General features: G+C 68.4%; 18 protein-coding genes. 7 read left to right on the top strand and 11 right to left on the bottom strand.

Annotated features, from left to right (window positions below):
• The 8 genes from hprK to C693_RS0110050 all read right to left on the bottom strand — a co-directional run bounded on the left by hprK (window position 1) and on the right by C693_RS0110050 (window position 6686).
• Window positions 1-951 carry an HPr(Ser) kinase/phosphatase gene (hprK, locus tag C693_RS0110085; RefSeq protein ID WP_017462150.1) on the bottom strand — a complete coding sequence of 317 codons (951 nt, stop codon included), beginning with the start codon at window positions 949-951 and terminating at the stop codon, window positions 1-3.
• Between the two features lie 158 nt (window positions 952-1109).
• Entirely contained in the window at window positions 1110-1439 is a 330-nt protein-coding gene (gene hpf, locus C693_RS0110080) for a ribosome hibernation-promoting factor, HPF/YfiA family (RefSeq protein WP_017462149.1), read from the bottom strand.
• Window positions 1440-1585: 146 nt separating this feature from the next.
• Entirely contained in the window at window positions 1586-3061 is a 1476-nt protein-coding gene (locus C693_RS0110075) for an RNA polymerase factor sigma-54 (RefSeq protein ID WP_017462148.1), read from the bottom strand.
• Window positions 3062-3184: 123 nt separating this feature from the next.
• Entirely contained in the window at window positions 3185-3904 is a 720-nt protein-coding gene (lptB, locus tag C693_RS0110070; protein WP_017462147.1) for an LPS export ABC transporter ATP-binding protein, read from the bottom strand.
• A 3-nt stretch (window positions 3905-3907) separates the two neighbouring features.
• Window positions 3908-4471 (bottom strand): lipopolysaccharide transport periplasmic protein LptA, encoded by a 564-nt coding sequence (gene lptA, locus C693_RS0110065; RefSeq protein WP_017462146.1) that lies wholly within the window; start codon window positions 4469-4471, stop codon window positions 3908-3910.
• Between the two features lie 37 nt (window positions 4472-4508).
• Window positions 4509-5108: an LPS export ABC transporter periplasmic protein LptC gene (lptC, locus tag C693_RS0110060; RefSeq protein WP_017462145.1), complete on the bottom strand. Its 600-nt coding sequence runs from the start codon at window positions 5106-5108 to the stop codon at window positions 4509-4511.
• A complete protein-coding gene (locus C693_RS0110055; protein ID WP_017462144.1) occupies window positions 5105-5650 on the bottom strand; it encodes a KdsC family phosphatase in 546 nt (181 codons plus the stop codon). The genes lptC and C693_RS0110055 overlap by 4 nt, the downstream gene beginning before the upstream one ends.
• Window positions 5651-5675: 25 nt before the next feature.
• The gene (locus tag C693_RS0110050) at window positions 5676-6686 is read right to left on the bottom strand and encodes a KpsF/GutQ family sugar-phosphate isomerase (RefSeq protein WP_026107322.1); all 1011 of its coding nucleotides are present in this window, start codon (window positions 6684-6686) and stop codon (window positions 5676-5678) included.
• Window positions 6687-6900: 214 nt separating this feature from the next.
• On the opposite strand from C693_RS0110050, the gene C693_RS0110045 reads away from it, so the two are divergent.
• On the top strand, window positions 6901-7140 hold the full coding sequence (locus tag C693_RS0110045; protein WP_017462142.1) for a BolA family protein: 240 nt from the start codon (window positions 6901-6903) through the stop codon (window positions 7138-7140).
• A gap of 46 nt (window positions 7141-7186) precedes the next feature.
• A complete protein-coding gene (murA, locus tag C693_RS0110040) occupies window positions 7187-8446 on the top strand; it encodes a UDP-N-acetylglucosamine 1-carboxyvinyltransferase (RefSeq protein ID WP_017462141.1) in 1260 nt (419 codons plus the stop codon).
• 57 nt (window positions 8447-8503) lie between these two features.
• Here murA and C693_RS0110035 read toward each other — a convergent pair whose 3' ends face one another.
• The 3 genes from C693_RS0110035 to purM form a co-directional block, all read right to left on the bottom strand.
• Window positions 8504-9229, bottom strand: coding sequence for a DUF3108 domain-containing protein (locus C693_RS0110035; protein ID WP_017462140.1), 726 nt, complete (start codon window positions 9227-9229; stop codon window positions 8504-8506).
• A 65-nt stretch (window positions 9230-9294) separates the two neighbouring features.
• The gene (gene purN, locus C693_RS0110030) at window positions 9295-9957 is read right to left on the bottom strand and encodes a phosphoribosylglycinamide formyltransferase (protein WP_017462139.1); all 663 of its coding nucleotides are present in this window, start codon (window positions 9955-9957) and stop codon (window positions 9295-9297) included.
• Between the two features lie 43 nt (window positions 9958-10000).
• Window positions 10001-11029: a phosphoribosylformylglycinamidine cyclo-ligase gene (gene purM / locus C693_RS0110025; protein ID WP_017462138.1), complete on the bottom strand. Its 1029-nt coding sequence runs from the start codon at window positions 11027-11029 to the stop codon at window positions 10001-10003.
• A gap of 96 nt (window positions 11030-11125) precedes the next feature.
• Here purM and C693_RS0110020 point away from each other — a divergent pair, with 96 nt between their 5' ends.
• The 5 genes from C693_RS0110020 to C693_RS24100 form a co-directional block, all read left to right on the top strand.
• Complete coding sequence (locus C693_RS0110020) at window positions 11126-12115, top strand: DUF2066 domain-containing protein (RefSeq protein ID WP_017462137.1); 990 nt, start codon at window positions 11126-11128, stop codon at window positions 12113-12115.
• Between the two features lie 43 nt (window positions 12116-12158).
• Window positions 12159-13325 carry an AI-2E family transporter gene (locus tag C693_RS0110015; protein ID WP_017462136.1) on the top strand — a complete coding sequence of 389 codons (1167 nt, stop codon included), beginning with the start codon at window positions 12159-12161 and terminating at the stop codon, window positions 13323-13325.
• Window positions 13322-14017, top strand: a complete 696-nt coding sequence (gene hda / locus C693_RS0110010) for a DnaA regulatory inactivator Hda (RefSeq protein WP_017462135.1) — start codon at window positions 13322-13324, stop codon at window positions 14015-14017. Before C693_RS0110015 ends, hda begins: the two co-directional genes overlap by 4 nt.
• A 129-nt stretch (window positions 14018-14146) precedes the next feature.
• Complete coding sequence (locus tag C693_RS21520; protein WP_017462134.1) at window positions 14147-16186, top strand: methyl-accepting chemotaxis protein; 2040 nt, start codon at window positions 14147-14149, stop codon at window positions 16184-16186.
• Window positions 16187-16332: 146 nt separating this feature from the next.
• The coding region (locus tag C693_RS24100; protein WP_206740656.1) for a hypothetical protein at window positions 16333-16541 on the top strand (209 nt) is incomplete at its 3' end.

Raw genomic sequence — 16541 nt, 5'->3', positions numbered from 1 at the left:
TCACCAGGGGGGCAGGCGGCGCATCTGGTGCGCCTGGCGGTCGATGAAGGTCTGCGCGGGGTCCAGTCCCTTGGTCTTCAGCGCGTGGTTGCGCACGGCCGCCTCCACCAGCACGCCCAGGTTGCGGCCGGGCGCCACCGGGATGGTGATCATCGGCACCTGGACCTCGAAGATCTCGCGGTGGCCGATGTCGCCGGTGAGGCGGGTCAGCGCGTCGGTGTCCTCGCCCTCGCGCAGCGGCTTGAGGTGGATCACCAGCCGAAGGTACTTCGATGCCTTGACCGCGGTGTGTCCGAACATCTCCCGGATGTTGAGCACGCCCAGGCCGCGCACCTCCAGCAGGTCCTGCAACAGCTCCGGGCAGGTGCCGTCGATCACGTCCGGCGCGATCAGGGTGAATTCGGTGGCGTCGTCGGCCACCAGCCGGTGGCCGCGGCTGATCAGCTCCAGGGCCAGCTCGCTCTTGCCCGAACCGGATTCGCCGGTGATCAGCACGCCGATCGAGAACACCTCCAGGAACACGCCGTGCAGGGTGATGCGCGGGGCCAGCATGCGCGCCATGTGGTACTGCATCCAGGTCAGCAGCTCGTGGCCGCGCTTGGAGCTGATCCACAACGGTGTGTTGGTCTCCTCGGCGACCTCGCGCAGATCGGAGGGGATCGTCTGGTCCTTGGTGACGATCAGCGCGACCGGCTGGTAGGCCGCGATCTTGTTGATCGCCTCCCAGCGCTGGCGCGAATCCAGTTCGTCGAGGTACTTCAGCTCCTCGGTGCCGATGATCTGGATCTTGTTCGGATAGATCACGTTGAGGTAGCCGACCAGCGACGGGCGGCGCGTCTGCGTGACGCCGCGCTCGAGCACGCGGCCTTCGCCGCGCATGCCGGACACCCAGCGCAGCCCCATGCGCTCGTGCACGCCATCGTAGAGTTGTCGGGCGGTGAGCCGGTCCACGTCGTCGGATCCTCTGCCCCGGCAGGAAGGCCTCAGGTGGCCGGCCAGGTGCGCGGCCTATTGTGCCAGCTTGGCCGCCAGCGCAGGCGGGCCGGATGCCACGTAGCAAAAGGCCCGCCCTGGCGGGGCGGGCCTGGTCGGGACTGCGGTGCCGCGGATCAGCCGACCATGCGGTCGTCGCGGCGGGCCTCGGCCTTGTGCTTGTCGCAGACCTTGTCGCGGTGCTTGCGCAGCTGGGTCACCAGCTTGTCGAACATCTTGTCGATGGAGACGTACATGTCCTGCTCAAAGGCCTCGGCGTGGAGCAGGGCGCCGGAAGAGGTGTGCAGCGTGCCTTCGGCCTTCTGCTGCAGCTTGTCCAGCGAGAGCACCACGGAAATGCTCGTCAATCGGTCGTCGAGGCGATTGAGGCGGTCCAGCTGGCCGGTGACATGCGCGCGCATGGCCTCGGTGATTTCGACGTGCTGACCGCTGAGTTGGAATTGCATGTTGCGCCTCCTTTGGTACGGCCGCTTGCGCGGCGTGGATCGATGCGGCCCCGGTCATCCGGGGTGCATCCACAGTCATCTCGTTATCGTCCAGTGGCTCAGACGCCTTGAGGTCCTCGAGGTTCCGCGCCGCGCGCGGCGAGGATTCAGCTGGCGCGTTGACGCTCGCTGGAGCTGGGTATGCGCATGGCCTCCCGGTATTTGGCAACCGTGCGGCGCGCCACCTGGATGCCCTTGCGGTGCAGTTCCTCGGCGAGCGCCTGGTCGGAAAGGGGTTTGCGGGGATCCTCCGATTCGACCAGCTTGCGCAGCATCGCCTGGATGGCGGTGGACGATGCGCTGCCGCCGTCCTCGGTGGAGACCCCGCTGGAAAAGAAGTGCTTGAGCTCGAAGGTGCCGCGTGGAGTGTGGATGTACTTGCGCGTGGTCACGCGGGAGATGGTCGATTCGTGCATGCCCACTTCCTCGGCCACTTCGCGCAGCACCAGCGGGTGCATCGCCTCCGGGCCGTAGTCGAGGAAGGCGCTCTGCCTGCGCACGATCGCCTCGGTGACCTTGAGCAGCGTCTCGGCCCGGGACTCCAGGCTCTTGATCAGCCACCGCGCCTCCTGCAGCTGGCCGCGCATCCAGCTCGCATCCTCGCCGCGCGCCTTGGCGATCAGGCTGCAGTAATGCTGGTTCAGACCCAGCCGCGGCTGGCATTCCGGATTGAGGCTCACCCTCCAGCGGGCGCCCTCCTTGAAGGTGTAGACGTCCGGAGCGACGTACTCCACCGGCGTGGTGTCCAGGGCGGCGCCCGGGCGCGGATCCAGGCTGCGGATCAGTGCGGCGGCGGCGGCGACTTCGTCCTCCCCGGCGCGCAGCTTGCGTGCGAGTCGACCGATGTCATTGCGGGCGAGCAGCTCGAGCTCCGAGTCGACGATGCGCAGCGCGAGTTCGCGCTGTGCGGTGCCGTCGTCGAACTGTTCCAGTTGCACCCTGAGGCAGTCACGCAGGTCGCGGCTGGCCACGCCGACCGGGTCGAAATCCTGCACCCGGCGGCGCACGGCCTCGACTTCCTCGGGGGTGGCCTGCAGGTCGGCGGGAAGGGCGGCCAGAAGGGCGTCGGGTGTTTCCGCGACGTATCCGTCCGGATTCAGCGCGTCGATGATGACCGTGGCGATGGCGCGCTCGCGCGGGGTGAACCCGGACAGGTTGAGCTGCCAGAGCAGGTGTTCCTGCATCGTTTCGGCGGCGGCGTTCTGTGGTTCGAAATCCTCGTCCCGGTTGCCGCTGCCACTGCCGCTGGCCGAGCCGATGGAGGAGAAGTCCATCGGCGATTCCCCGGCGCCGTCGCCATCCGCCCAGTCGGGCGGCTCGCCGGAGTCATGCTCCTCGCTGGAGGTGCTGCTCGCGCTGGCGGAGCCCAGTCCGGAGTCGGTGCGGAAAACGTCCTCGTCGGCCGATTCGACGGAGTCCTCCGTCGACTCTTCCTCGAATTCCAGCAGCGGGTTGCCCTCGGCGATCTGGCGCAACTCCGCTTCCAGCTCCAACTGCGAGAGCTGCAGCAACCGGATCGCCTGCTGCAGCTGCGGCGTCAGGGTCAGCTGTTGATGGAGTCGGAACTGGAGTCCGGGTTTCATACCGACCGGGGGCCTTGGAACTGGCTTTCATCCTAACCCCACCCCGGGGAGTCGAACAGCCTTGAGGTGCCACCGGGGCGCCCCGATCTGTCCCAGGTCAATTCCCTGCGACCTCGCCGGTGGTCAGAGCCGGAATTCGCGACCGAGGTAGACGTCCCGTACCTTCTCGTCGGCGAGGATATGGGCCGGCGTGCCGCGCGACATCACCTCGCCCTCGTTCAGGATGTAGGCCCGGTCGCAGATGCCGAGCGTCTCGCGCACGTTGTGATCGGTGATCAGCACGCCGATGCCGCGCTCCTTCAGGTGGCGCACGATGCGCTGGATCTCGCCCACCGAGATCGGATCGACGCCGGCAAAGGGCTCGTCCAGCAGCATGTAACGAGGCTCCGCAGCCAGTGCCCGGGCGATTTCCACCCGGCGCCGCTCGCCGCCGGACAGGCTGATGCCCTTCTGGTCCGCGATGTGGCTGATCTTGAGCTCTTCCAGCAGGCCTTCCTGTTGGGCGGCCCGTTCCCGCGCGGTCAGCCCTTCGCGCAGTTCCAGCACGGCCATGATGTTGTCGGCCACGCTCAGGCGCCGGAACACGGAGGGCTCCTGCGGCAGGTAGCCGATGCCCAGCCGGGCGCGCGAGTGCATCGGCAGTCCGGTGATGTCCTTGCCGTCGAGCTTGATCGAACCGCCGTCGGCCTCGATCAGGCCGACCACCATGTAGAAGCAGGTGGTCTTGCCGGCGCCGTTGGGGCCGAGCAGGCCCACCACTTCACCCTGGCGGATGGAAAACCCGAAGTCGCGCACGACCTGGCGCGCGCGGAATCGCTTCTGTAGGCCTTCTGCGGACAGCATCGGTCAGGGCTGCTTGCTGCTGGTGGCCGCCGCTGGCGCAGGGGCGGCAGCCGGACTGGCCGCAGTGGGAGCGGCGGACGTGGCGGGAGCCGTTGCGGTGGCCGGTTTGGCCGGCCGCGGCTTGGGCAGGAAGGTTCCATGCACCAGGCCCTGGCCATTCGACTCGCCGGTGATCTGGCTGGTCTGCGTGTCGTAGGTCAGCTTGTCGCCGGAGAACTGTCCGCGCCCCTGCTGCCTGACCACCGCATCGGTGGTCAGCACGGCGATGCCGTGTACGTTGTCATAGTCCAGCGTCGCCGCTTCGCCGGTCATGAGGTTGCCGCTGTCGTCCAGCTGCTGGATATGCGCCGGATGGCCGGTCACCACCACCCGCGAGATCTGCGAGTCTGCGTCGAGGTAGATCTTGGCCAGGTCGCCGCTCAGGTGCATGGTGCCCTGGGTGATCTGGACCTTGCCCTTGAGCGTGCTGACGGAGTTGGGCTTCTGGAAGGCCTCGGTGTAGACGGCCGTGTAGTTCATCGGCTGGTCGCGATCGCTCTGCTTGGCCAGGCCGATCCCCGGCAGCATGAGCGATACCGCTAGCACGACCGGCAAGGGCCACCGGCTAGCGGCGCTTGCGTGGCGGGAATGACCCTTGGCTGTCATTGAGCAACTCCAGATGCTTGTCGTTGAGGTCGGCGCGCATGCCCACCCCGCTCATTGTAAGGTCGCCCTGCGCCATGTGCGCCGGGGCGGCGGTTTCCATCCGGTTCTGTTTGGGCCAGATGGTGGCGTCCTCGGTGTCCAGCCGGGCGGCAGGGGTGTCGTCGAAGGCCTCGCGATGCATGTGCACCGGCCCCTGCAGCTTGAGCAGGTCGCCCCCCTTGTCCACCCATCCGTACAGCGATTCGCCGCGCCAGTCGGGTACCCCGGTCTCGTTGGAGGGCAGGTCGAATACCGGTGAATTGATATACAGCGACTCGTCACCCTCACGCCGTTCCAGTCGGGGCGCCTTCACGTTGAAGGCGGGGCGGCCATCCCTGCCGTAGCTGGACAGCTGGAATTCGGTGAGCGTGTAGCCGGACCGCGGCGGTCCCACGAACTGGTCCGGGGCCGGCCCGGGCGCCATCCACCAGCGCAGCAGGCCGGTCGTGCCGGCGAGCAGGCCGACGACGACGATGGCCGTCGCCAGGCGACGGTCGCGGAACCAGCGCCCCAGGCTCATCGCCAGCGTTCCCGCTCGGCGTCCGCCTTGCCCTGGGCCAGCAGCAGCAGGTCGCTGACCTCGCGCGCGGCCCCTTCGCCTCCGCGGCGGCTGGTTTGCCAGTGCGCGCGTTCGACGACCCACGGGTGCGCGTTGGCGGTCGCCACGGCAAGGCCCGCCAGTCCCATCGGCGGCAGGTCGGGCAGGTCGTCGCCGACGAAAGCGGCCTGCTCCGGCTGCAGGTGCAGCGCGTCCAGCAGATCGCCCAGGCAGGTCCGCTTGTCGCCCTGTCCCTGATAGACGTGGGCGATTCCCAGTTCCTCGGCACGAAGGGTGACCGCATGACTGATGCGGGCGGTCACGATCGCCACCTCGATGCCGTTGGCCTGCAGGCGCTTCAGGCCGAGACCGTCATGCACATGGAAGACCTTGGTTTCCCGGCCATCCTCGGCGTAGTGCAGGCGGCCATCGGTGAGGGTGCCGTCCACGTCGAAGGCGGCCAGTCGTATGCGGGTGGCCCGGGCAAGCAGGTCGGCGGGCAGGTCGGCAAGGTATCCGGTCACGTGCGGGTCGCTTGGCTGGCAGGGATCAGACCACGCGGGCGCGCAGCAGGTCGTGGATGTTGAGGGCGCCGACCACGCGCTGCTGCTCGTCGACCACCAGCAGGGCGTGGATCTGGTGCTTCTCCATGAGCTGGGCCGCTTCCACCGCCAGCTTGTCCGCCGTGATGGTCTTCGGCGAGCGACTCATCAGGCCGGCCACGGTGGCTCCCCGCAGGTCCACGCCGTCGTCGTCCAGGGCGCGGCGCAGGTCGCCGTCGGTGAACACGCCGAGCAGGTGGTCGTCGGCGTCCACCACGGCGGTCATGCCCAGGTGCTTGCGGGTCATTTCCATCAGCGCCTGGGTGAGGTTGGCGTCCGGGCCGACCCGCGGGATGCCCTCGCCGGTGTGCATCACGTCGCTGATGTGCAGCAGCAACCGGCGGCCGAGGCTCCCGGCCGGATGCGAGCGGGCGAAGTCTTCCGAGGTGAAGCCGCGGGCTTCCAGCAGGGCGATCGCCAGCGCGTCGCCGATCACCAGCGCGGCGGTGGTGCTCGCGGTCGGTGCCAGGCCCAGCGGGCAGGCTTCGGTGGAGACACTGGCGTCCAGATGCACGTCTGCCTGGCCGGCAAGCGAGGATTTCGGGTTGCCGGTGATCGCGATCAGCGGGATGTTCTGCCGCTTGATCACCGGCAGGATGAACAGCAGTTCGTCCGTCTCGCCGGAGTTGGACAGCACCAGCACCACGTCCTGGGGGGTGATCATGCCCAGGTCGCCGTGGCTCGCTTCACCCGGGTGGACGAAGAAGGCCGGGGTGCCGGTGGAGGCCAGCGTGGCGGCGATCTTCCGCCCGATGTGGCCCGATTTGCCCATGCCGCTGACGACGAGGCGCCCCTGGCAACCCAGGATCAGCCGGCAGGCCTCGACGAAATCGCCATTCACGCGCGGCTCCAGCGCCCGGATCGCGGCCGCCTCGGTGGCGATCACCGTGCGTGCGCTGCGCGCGATGGCGTCCGGATCGACGGAGATCTCGGCAGATGGTGCGATGCGTGCGTTCATGGGTCCTTCGGCGGCGGCGCCAGGGTGCGGGGTCGGGGCAAAGTCCACGGTGTAGCTTCGCAGCCGCACGCTGAATGACATGCCGTCATTTCTGCGCCAGCGACTTTCCATTACCATGGCCGTCTTGCAGTTTACCTTCTTATGACAGCGCGTTGGACGCCGCCGGGACCCGGCGCCCCCGTCCAGACGGCGCCCTCCGGACAGTGGAATTCAGATGGACGCAGAGCGGATCCAGGCTTTGATCGAGAGCGGCTTGCCCGGTGCCCGGGCGGACGTGCGTGGCGACGACGGCGTGCACTTCGAGGCCACGGTGGTGGCCGAGCAGTTCGCCGGCAAGCTGCCGCTGGCCCGGCACCGCCTGGTTTACGCCACGCTGGGCGACCTGATGGGCGGGGCGATCCACGCGCTCGCGCTGAAAACCCTGACCCCGCAGGAGGCCGCGGCGCGATCCTAGGGGATCGGCGCGCGACTCCCGCACCACCATTTTCGCAAGGAACCTCATGGCCAAGATCCTCATCAGCGGCGGGCAGCCGCTTCAGGGCGAGGTCGGCATCTCCGGCGCCAAGAACGCCGTACTGCCGATCCTCGCCTCCTGCCTGCTCGCCGACGAGCCGGTGACCATCTCCAACGTGCCGCATCTGCACGACGTCACCACCACGATGGAGCTGCTCGGCCAGATGGGGGTGCAGCTGGTGCTGGACGACCGCATGAAGATCCATGTGGACCCGCGTCCGGCCGACCGCTATTTCGCGCCGTACGACCTGGTGAAGACCATGCGCGCCTCGATCCTGGTGCTGGGGCCGCTGGTGGCGCGCTTCGGCCAGGCCGAGGTGTCGCTGCCGGGCGGCTGCCAGATCGGCTCGCGGCCGGTCGACCAGCACATCCGCGGCCTGCAGGCGCTCGGGGCGGACATCGTTGTCGAGAACGGCTACATCAAGGCGCGCGCCAAGCGACTGAAGGGCGCCCGCATCGCGATGGACATGGTTACCGTCACCGGTACCGAGAACGTGATGATGGCCGCGGCCCTGGCCAGCGGCACCACCATCATCGAGAACGCGGCGCAGGAACCGGAAGTGGTGGACCTGGCCCACTGCCTCAACGCCATGGGGGCGCAGATCGAGGGTGCCGGCACCGCCACCATGGTGATCCACGGCGTCGAGCGCCTGCACGGCGCCGAGTACGAGGTGCTGCCGGACCGCATCGAGACGGGCACCTTCCTGGTCGGTGCGGCGATGACCGGCGGCAAGGTGCGCGCCCGCGGTGCCCGCGCCGGCACGATGGAGTCGGTGCTGTCGAAACTGGAAGAAGCCGGCGCGCACATCAGCACCGGCGAGGACTGGATCGAGCTGGACATGGGCGGTCGCCGCCCGAAGGCGGTGAACATCGTGACCGCGCCGTACCCTGCCTTTCCCACCGACATGCAGGCCCAGTTCACCGCGCTCAACTGTGTGGCCGAGGGCGTGGGCGTGATCACCGAGACGGTGTTCGAGAACCGCTTCATGCACGCGCACGAGCTGCAGCGCCTGGGGGCGGACATCCGTCTGGAGGGCAATGCCGCGATCATCCAGGGCGTGCCCAAGATGAGCGGCGCGCCGATCATGGCGACCGACCTGCGTGCTTCGGCCTGCCTGGTGCTGGCTGGATTGGTCGCCGAAGGCGATACCACGGTGGACCGCGTGTACCACATCGATCGCGGCTACGAGAACATCGAGGAGAAGCTCGGTGTGCTGGGCGCGCGGATCCGTCGCCTGCCCAACTGACGGACGACGTGTAAAAAAAGCCGGGGCATGCCCCGGCTTTTTTTGCCTCGCCACGCTTCAGGGCGAGTGGAAGCTTTCCAGCAGCAGGGTCAGGTTGCCGCCGTCGGCCTGGGCCAGCTTTACCGGCACCGGAAATTTCGCCGGCACGTACCAGGCATCAAACGGCTTGTCGGTGTCGGTGCGGGTGACCCGCTCGGCGGAAAACTCTCCGGCCGGTACGGCCAGCCGCTCGGTGGCCTGCACGGCATACTGCTGTTTTTCCACGCGCTGCTTCACGCCGACCGGCAGCACCACCTGCCTGTCGCCATCGCGCAGCGCCAGGCCCAGGGCCAGCGGCAGGGTGTTGCGGTCGACCATGCCCGCGGTACCGGCGTAATGGATCGGCCCCTTGCCTTCGTCCACCGTGACCTGGTGGCTGGCCCAGTCGACCTGCAGATGACGGTGCTTGCGCTTGAACGAGGAGTCCATCGCGTAGTCGTAGGTCACCGTCTCGGGAGCATCGTCGTGCCAGCGGAACCGGGTGGTCTCGTCGGTGTTGGCGCCGATCAGCGCGGCCAGCCCGCTGGTTCCCCGGGAGCGATTGCGGTAGGTGTATTCGTCCTTGCCCACGGCTGTCAGCGTCACGGTAGCCTTGCCGATGGTCTGGCCGTCCTGCTGAACCTGGTAGGTGGCGGTGAAGGGCCTCGGCGCGGTGGCGGCAGCGGCGGTGCCCGCGGCGAGCGCGAGGGCGGCGAGGGCGGTACGCGCGAAGCGCGTCGAAACATGAGGGCGGGCACGAGTCATGCGCCAGAGTCTAAGCGGCGCACCTGAACGTTCGGTGGCGACGGCGTCTGTCCGGGCCTTGGCGTTCAGCGCGAGAGCATGCCGTTACGCCAGTTGAGCGGCGCTGCAAGCGCCTGGCCGTCAAGACAGACGCGCCCGTCGCGCAGTGCGATGCGCCCGGCGGCGATGTCCGCCACGACGGCGGGCAGCAGCCGGTGTTCCAGCGCCAGCAGCCGTTCGGCCAGCCGCTGCTCGTCGTCGCCCGGTTCGATCGGCATGCGCGCCTGCGCGATCACCGGACCGCCGTCGAGTTCGGCGGTAACGAAATGCACGCTGGCGCCGTGTTCGGTGTCGCCGGCGGCCAGCGCACGGCGATGGGTGTGCAGGCCGCGGTACTTCGGCAACAGCGACGGGTGGATGTTGATCATCCGTCCTGCCCAGGGCGTCAGTGCGGCACCGTCGATGATCCGCATGAAGCCCGCCAGCACCAGCAGGTCCGGCTTCGTCCCGGCGACCCGTTCGAACAGGGCGTGGTCGAAGCTGGCACGGTCCGCATAGTCGCGAGGCGACAGCGCGAGGGTCGGCACCCCGGCCGCTCCCGCCAGGGTCAGTGCGCCGGCGTCAGCCTTGTCGCTGGCGACCAGCACGAACTCTACCGGCAGCTCGCCGCGGTCGCGGGCAGCCAGCAGGGCGGCAAGATTGCTGCCGCGCCCGGAGGCGAGCACGGCGATACGGAAGGGCGTTGTCATGGTGAGGTCGCTCCGCGGGCCGGAGGGTGGCCGGCTCGTGGGATCAGCCGATGCGCACGCGCTCGTCGCCCTGCGCCGGTACGACTTCGCCGATCACGCGCGAGGCCAGTCCGTGCCTGTCGAGCAGGGCGGAGGCGGCGGACACGGCGTGGCTCGGCAGGATCACGGTGAAACCCACGCCGCAGTTGAAGGTGCGCCACATCTCCTCGCGGGCCACGTTGCCCTCGCGCATCAGCCAGTCGAAGACCGGCGGCAGCACGATCGTCGAAGCGTCCAGCGCCAGGCCGAGGCCGTCCGGCACCACACGGATGATGTTTTCCTTCAGCCCGCCACCGGTGATGTGCGCCATGCCGTGTACCGGGGCGGCCCGCAGAAGCTCCAGCATCGACTTGACGTAGATCGTGGTGGGCGCCATCAGTGCGTCCGCCAGCGAGGTGCCGCCGAGATCGAGGTCCAGCGGGTTGCCCGCGCGCTCGAGGATCTTGCGGACCAGCGAGTAGCCGTTCGAATGCGGGCCGGACGAGGCTACGCCGAGCACCACGTCGCCGGCGACGATGGCGCTGCCGTCCATCAGCTCGGCCTTCTCGACCGCGCCGACGGTGAAGCCGGCCAGGTCGTATTCGCCCGGTGGATACATGTCGGGCATCTCGGCCGTCTCGCCGCCGATCAGGGCGCAGCCGGCCAGCTCGCAGCCCTTCGCGATGCCACCGACCACGGCCGCGGCGGTGTCCACGTCCAGCTTGCCGGTGGCGAAATAGTCGAGGAAGAACAGCGGTTCGGCGCCCTGCACCAGCACGTCGTTGACGCACATGCCGACCAGGTCGATGCCGATGGTGTCGTGGCGGCCCAGGTTCTGCGCCAGCTTGAGCTTGGTGCCGACGCCATCGGTGCCGGAGACCAGCACCGGCTCCTTGTAGCGGGTGCCCAGGTTGAACAGGCCGCCGAAGCCGCCCAGTCCGCCCATCACTTCCGGGCGGGCGGTGCGCTTGACCAGCGGCTTGATGCGTTCGACCAGCGCATTGCCGGCGTCGATATCCACGCCGGCGGCGCGGTAGGTGAGGGCGTCGGACATGGCAGGAACCCGCGTCGATAAACGCCCAATGATAGACGCTGGGGGCCGGATTGGGCAGACTTCCCGGACGATTCGAACGGATATCAAACCCTTCCCATGCGCCTGTCCCGCCTGCTCTGCATCCTGTTCCTGTTCGGTCTGGCCGGGTTGCGGCCGGCGCTCGCCCAGCAGTCGGCGCCCTCGTCCCCGTACACGGTCGTCATGCCGGTGACCGACACCAGCGAGTCCCAGCGGGACGCCACGTTCTCCAGTGCGCTGGCCCAGGTGCTGGCCCGGGTGGCCGGCGGGCAGGACCTGCGCGGCAAATCCGGCTACGACGATGCGCTGAAGTCGGCCAGCGGGCTGGTCAGCCAGTACCAGTACCAGCGCTCCGGCGACGGCATCGCGTTGCAGATCACGTTCGACCGAGGCGCGATCAACCACCTGGTCGGCCAGTTGGGGGCCCCCGCCGCCGGGGTGAAGCCACCCGTGCTGTTGCTGGTCCAGGGCAACGACGGCAGCCTGCTGGGCGGCGATTCGCTCGACGCGCTGGCCAAATCGGCCGCGGCACAGGGCTACGGCGTGGTCTATCCGGACCCGACGCAGCCGCCGGATCCGGCGCGTGTCGCTGCGGTGGATCCCGCCGAGATGGCCCAGCTGACCGCCCGCTACAAGACCGGTCTGGTATTGCTCGGCAAATTGCACCCGGGCGGTGTCGACTGGACCCTGGTGTCCGGTGGCGCGGCGCAGAGCTGGCAGGACCTGGGCCCGACCGAGGACGGCCTGTTTGCCAATGCTGGAGCGGCGATGGCCGCCCGGGTCGGCAAGCAGCTCAACGTGATCGGTTCCGGCACCAGCGACGGCAAGTTGTGGGTCGACGGCGTAGCCTCGGCCATGGATTACGCCCAGCTGCTCAACGTGCTGCGCGGCGACCCGTCGGTGCGTAGCGTGACCACGCTCGGAGCCAAGGATGATGGCGTGCTGCTGGAGGTATCCTCGTCGCTGCCGCTGAATGCGCTGGCGTCCAATCTCGCCGCCGGTGGCCGCCTGCTGCAGGCCTCGTCGAATCACGCCGGTGCGGACGCCAGTCTGCGCTGGCTGCATTGAGACCGGTCTTGCTCCGCCTCGCCACCCTCGCGGGAGCACACCCATGACAGCCCAGGACTCCCGTCGCTGGCAATTGCTGGCGATCGTCGCGGTCATCGGCTACCTGGTCTACCTGCTGGCCCCGGTGCTGATGCCGTTCGCCATCGCCGCGATGCTCGCCTACCTGGGCGATCCGCTGGCCGACCGGCTGGAGAAGTTCGGCATGGGCCGCACGCTGGCGGTGACCATCGTGTTCGTGGTGCTGTTGCTGCTCACGGTGGGGGCGCTGCTGGTGCTGATCCCGCTGATCTCCCGGCAGGTCGACAACCTGATCCAGAACCTGCCCCGCTACGGCGAGTGGGTGCGCGACACCGCCCTGCCGTGGCTTCAGGCGAAGCTGCGGCTGGATCCGCACATGTTCGACACCGGTCGCCTGGTGGATGCGGTGAAGGAGCACATCGGCTCGATCGGCACCGTGCTGGGCAAGCTCTCGCGTTCGGGCGTGGGCGTGATCATGTGGATGACCAACCTGGTGCTGATCCCGGTGGTCGCGTTCTACCTGCTGCGCGACTGGGACCGTCTGGTGGCCTGGATCGACGCGATGCTGCCGCGTTCGATCGAGCCGACGGTCGCCCGTCTGGCGCGCGATTCGGACAAGGTGCTCGGTGCCTTCGTGCGCGGCCAGTTGCTGGTGATGATGGCGCTGGGCCTGTTCTACGGCGCGGGTCTGTCGGTGGTCGGCCTGTCGGTGGGCCCGCTGATCGGCATGGTCGCCGGGTTGCTGAGCTTCGTGCCGTACCTCGGTTTCATCATCGGTTTCGGTGCCGCGGTGATCGCGGTGCTGGTGCAGTACGGCGACTGGACCCACCTGCTGCTGGTCTGCGGCGTGTTCACGATCGGCCAGTTGCTGGAGGGCTACGTGCTGGTGCCCAAGCTGGTCGGCGACAAGATCGGCCTGCATCCGGTGGCGGTGATTTTCGCGGTGCTGGCCGGCGGTTACCTCGCGGGCTTTCTCGGCGTGTTGCTGGCGCTGCCGGCGGCCTCGGTGATCCTGGTGCTGCTGCGCTACCTCACCGAGCGCTACCGCGCGAGCGAGCTGTACATGGATACCGGCCCGGCGGCCGCGGTGGAGGTCCCGGCGGATGTGACCGAGGCCAGTGCCGACCATGAAGTGGCAGCGACGCCGGAAGCGCCGGTCGGCGACGGCAAGAGCGCGCCGCCCACGCCATGACCGCGCAGTTGCCGCTTGCCCTGCGCTGGCCGCGTCGCCAGCGCTTCGAGCACTTCCACGCCGGCCCGCACAACGCCGCCGCGCTCGCGGCCATCGAGGCGCTGTCCACGCAGCCGGGCGCTCCCTGGGTCTATCTGCACGGTCCGCTGGGTAGCGGGCGCAGCCATCTGCTGCTGGCCGCCGCCCAGGCGGCCGCCGAGGCCGGGCGTCGCGTGCAGTACCTGCCGCTGGCCACCCTGGCCGACCGCGCGGCGGCACTGCGCGGCGTGGCCGGCAGCGAATGGCTGGCGCTGGACGACCTGGAGGCGATCGCCGGTCAGCGCGAGGCCGAGCACGCGCTGTTCGACCTCTACAACCAGACCCGAGCCGAGGGCGGCGCCCTGTTGTTCGCGGCGGCGGCCGGGCCATCGGATTCCGGCATTGCCTTGCCCGACCTGCGTTCGCGACTCGGGGCATGTACGCAGTTCGTGCTCAGGCCGCTGGACGACGACGAGCGCCGCCAGGTGCTCAAGCGCCGTGCGGCCGATCGCGGGATCGAACTGGACGAGCCGGTGCTGGACTGGTTATTCAACCGATACGCGCGCGACCTGGGGGCCCTGCTCGATCTGCTCGATCGCCTGGATCGTGCGTCGCTGGCGGCCCAGCGTCGCATCACCGTGCCGTTTCTCCGCGGCTTTCTGCGGGACGCCTGAAACTCCTGTCATCTGTGTGCGCGGTCGCAGGTTCCAACTGCTGCCCCTCAAGTTCTTGCGATATCGGACGATAGACATGCAATCGGTTGCATTGGGCGGCCGTCCGGCGGTCCCGGGGAGGGCCGTGCAATGAACATCTATTCTCCTGCTGCTTTCGAAACGCCCGGTCCATCGACGGGGCCGGCCGAGTCCGGAAAGGGCGGACTCTCCGAGTTCTTCCGCTATCACGGCTTCTGGGCGCCCGGCGTGCGCCTGTTCCGGGCAATCGGGTTCAAGCTCAAGGCACTGATCATCGCCGTGACCTTCCTGGTTCCCATCGCATTCCTGGCCTGGACCCACTTCGCTGGGGAGGCCAGGCAGATCGCTTCGTCAGCCAGGGAACATCAGGGTGTTGCCTATGGCAACAAGGTCATGGGATTGCTTCCCTTGCTTGTGCGCTCCCGGGTACTGGCGGTTGAGGAGGCCGATGCCGCCTCTCGCAACGAGGTCCGGACGTCGATTGCCGAGCACCTGACGCTGTTGGCCGACGAGGAAAAGGCGAACGGCGACGCGCTGGGTACAGGCAAGGCCTACGGTGTGTTCGTGACAGCCGTGGAAGCGGCCGACAAGGCCGTCGGTGACGCACCCGCGGTGGTTGCGCGCCATACCGCTGCCATCGAAGCACTGCTGGGCCTGCTCGATGCCAGCACCGATGGCTCGAATCTCACCCTCGACCCGGACATCGATACCTACTATCTGATGGATGCCTCCATGACGCGCCTGCCGGCCATGATCGAGGCCATCGGCAAACTCCAGGCAGAGGGGAGTGGCCTGCGAGCATCGGGCAAGATGGATCCGGAGCGTGTCAGTGCACTAACTAGCGGAAGGCACGAACTCGCGGTCTACGCCAAGGCCCTGGAGAACGGCTTGGGCAAGGCAGTCGCCCGGACCCCGGCCCTTGCTGCGACATTGGACGTCGCGCAGACCCGCAAGGCGCTCCTCCAGTTCACCAGCTCCATCGATCGCGCGCTCCATAGCGCCGACCCGACCGTGGCCACTGCCGTTCCCGAATTCATCGCCCTGGGCGACCACGCGATTGACGCTCTCGTGGCACTTGAAGCCGCTGCGACGGGTGAGCTCGACGCTCTGCTTGCCGCGCGGTCCAGCAGGCTGGTCCGCGAGCGCGACATCACGATCGCAGTGCTTGCCGCCAGCATGCTGGCGGCCCTGTATCTCTTCGTTGCATTCGGCCGCGTGCTCGGCGGCGGCATGCGCGAGATCGCCTTCCACGTCGACGCCATGCGCGAGGGCGATCTGACCACATGCCCGCGTGCCTGGGGAGCCGACGAACCGGCCCAGCTGATGTTCACCCTGAGCGAGATGCAGCAGGCCCAGCGCCGCATGGTGGGGCAGATGCGTGTGGCCTCCGATGCGATCCTTGGCGCCAGCTCGGAGATCGCCAGCGGCACCGGCGACCTCAGTCGCCGTACGGAGATGTCGGCGGCCAACCTGGAGGAAACTGCTGCGGCGATGGAAGAGATCGCCGCGACGGTGAAAGGCAATGAGCAGGCCGTGGACGAAGCGACGAAGCTGGCGCTTGCCAACGCCCGCACCGCCGAGCAGGGTGGTGAGGTGATCGGCCGCGTGGTCCACACCATGGAGTCGATCAGCGAAGCCTCCGGCCGCATCGGCGATATCGTCGGCAGCATCGATGCAATCGCCTTCCAGACGAACATTCTCGCGCTCAATGCGGCGGTCGAGGCCGCACGTGCAGGCGAGCACGGTCGCGGGTTCGCCGTGGTCGCTTCCGAGGTCCGGGCGCTGGCGCAGAGCGCCGCCGCCTCGGCGCGCGAGATCAAGGGCTTGATCGGTACCAATCTCGAGCAGGTCGACGCCGGCGTGCAGGTGGTGCGCCAGGCCGGGGAGACCATCGGCGAGCTGGTCGGTGGCGCCAAGCGCATCAGCGAACTGCTCGGCGATGTGGCCTCCGGCGCACGCGAACTCAGCATCGGGGTGAACCAGACCGCCTCGGCCGTGCAGCAACTGGATGGCGTGACCCAGGAAAACGCGGCGCTCGTCAGCGAAGCCGCCGCTTCGGTGGTCGAGCTGAAAGGTCAGGCCCAGCGCCTCGCTTCGGAAGTCGCGCGTTTCCGCCTGACTCCCGACACCGTGGCGCGCCGGGCCGGATAGGGCAGCAGGGACGATGACCGGGGCGCCTTCGGGCGCCCCGGCTGTCGATCGGAGCGATGCCCGCGCGGGGCGCCCCGCTGCGGATGGGTGGTGTCATTGCTCGCGACGCGGCATGGTGTTGCCAGTCCGGTGGTCTGCCTGCACCGGTGGCAAAGGAGAAGAAGATGATGATGCGATGGATCGTGTCGATCGTACTGGCGACGATGGCGTCAGCCGCGGCAACCGCGAGCGAGGGAGCCTCGCCCGCACCTGGGCCATCTGGCGTGTATGCCGTGCGCTTCTGCCAGGGCTCGTGCCCGCCAAGTGCCAACAACGTCCAGCGCACGGGGGTTCTGGTGCTGCTCGACCCCCCCCC

The sequence above is a fragment of the Dyella ginsengisoli LA-4 genome, from assembly GCF_000334915.1.
GTDB classification, from domain to species: domain Bacteria; phylum Pseudomonadota; class Gammaproteobacteria; order Xanthomonadales; family Rhodanobacteraceae; genus Dyella_A; species Dyella_A ginsengisoli_A.
This window is presented reverse-complemented; position numbering and strand designations above follow the sequence as displayed.

Coding starts and splice junctions, on each gene's coding strand:
- hpf (WP_017462149.1), bottom strand. CDS start 1,439: ATGCAATTCCAACTCAGCGGTCAGCACGTCGAAATCACCGAGGCCATG.
- C693_RS0110075 (WP_017462148.1), bottom strand. CDS start 3,061: ATGAAACCCGGACTCCAGTTCCGACTCCATCAACAGCTGACCCTGACG.
- lptB (WP_017462147.1), bottom strand. CDS start 3,904: ATGCTGTCCGCAGAAGGCCTACAGAAGCGATTCCGCGCGCGCCAGGTC.
- lptA (WP_017462146.1), bottom strand. CDS start 4,471: ATGCTGCCGGGGATCGGCCTGGCCAAGCAGAGCGATCGCGACCAGCCG.
- lptC (WP_017462145.1), bottom strand. CDS start 5,108: ATGAGCCTGGGGCGCTGGTTCCGCGACCGTCGCCTGGCGACGGCCATC.
- C693_RS0110050 (WP_026107322.1), bottom strand. CDS start 6,686: ATGAACGCACGCATCGCACCATCTGCCGAGATCTCCGTCGATCCGGAC.
- C693_RS0110045 (WP_017462142.1), top strand. CDS start 6,901: ATGGACGCAGAGCGGATCCAGGCTTTGATCGAGAGCGGCTTGCCCGGT.
- murA (WP_017462141.1), top strand. CDS start 7,187: ATGGCCAAGATCCTCATCAGCGGCGGGCAGCCGCTTCAGGGCGAGGTC.
- C693_RS0110035 (WP_017462140.1), bottom strand. CDS start 9,229: ATGACTCGTGCCCGCCCTCATGTTTCGACGCGCTTCGCGCGTACCGCC.
- purN (WP_017462139.1), bottom strand. CDS start 9,957: ATGACAACGCCCTTCCGTATCGCCGTGCTCGCCTCCGGGCGCGGCAGC.
- purM (WP_017462138.1), bottom strand. CDS start 11,029: ATGTCCGACGCCCTCACCTACCGCGCCGCCGGCGTGGATATCGACGCC.
- C693_RS0110020 (WP_017462137.1), top strand. CDS start 11,126: ATGCGCCTGTCCCGCCTGCTCTGCATCCTGTTCCTGTTCGGTCTGGCC.
- C693_RS0110015 (WP_017462136.1), top strand. CDS start 12,159: ATGACAGCCCAGGACTCCCGTCGCTGGCAATTGCTGGCGATCGTCGCG.
- hda (WP_017462135.1), top strand. CDS start 13,322: ATGACCGCGCAGTTGCCGCTTGCCCTGCGCTGGCCGCGTCGCCAGCGC.
- C693_RS21520 (WP_017462134.1), top strand. CDS start 14,147: ATGAACATCTATTCTCCTGCTGCTTTCGAAACGCCCGGTCCATCGACG.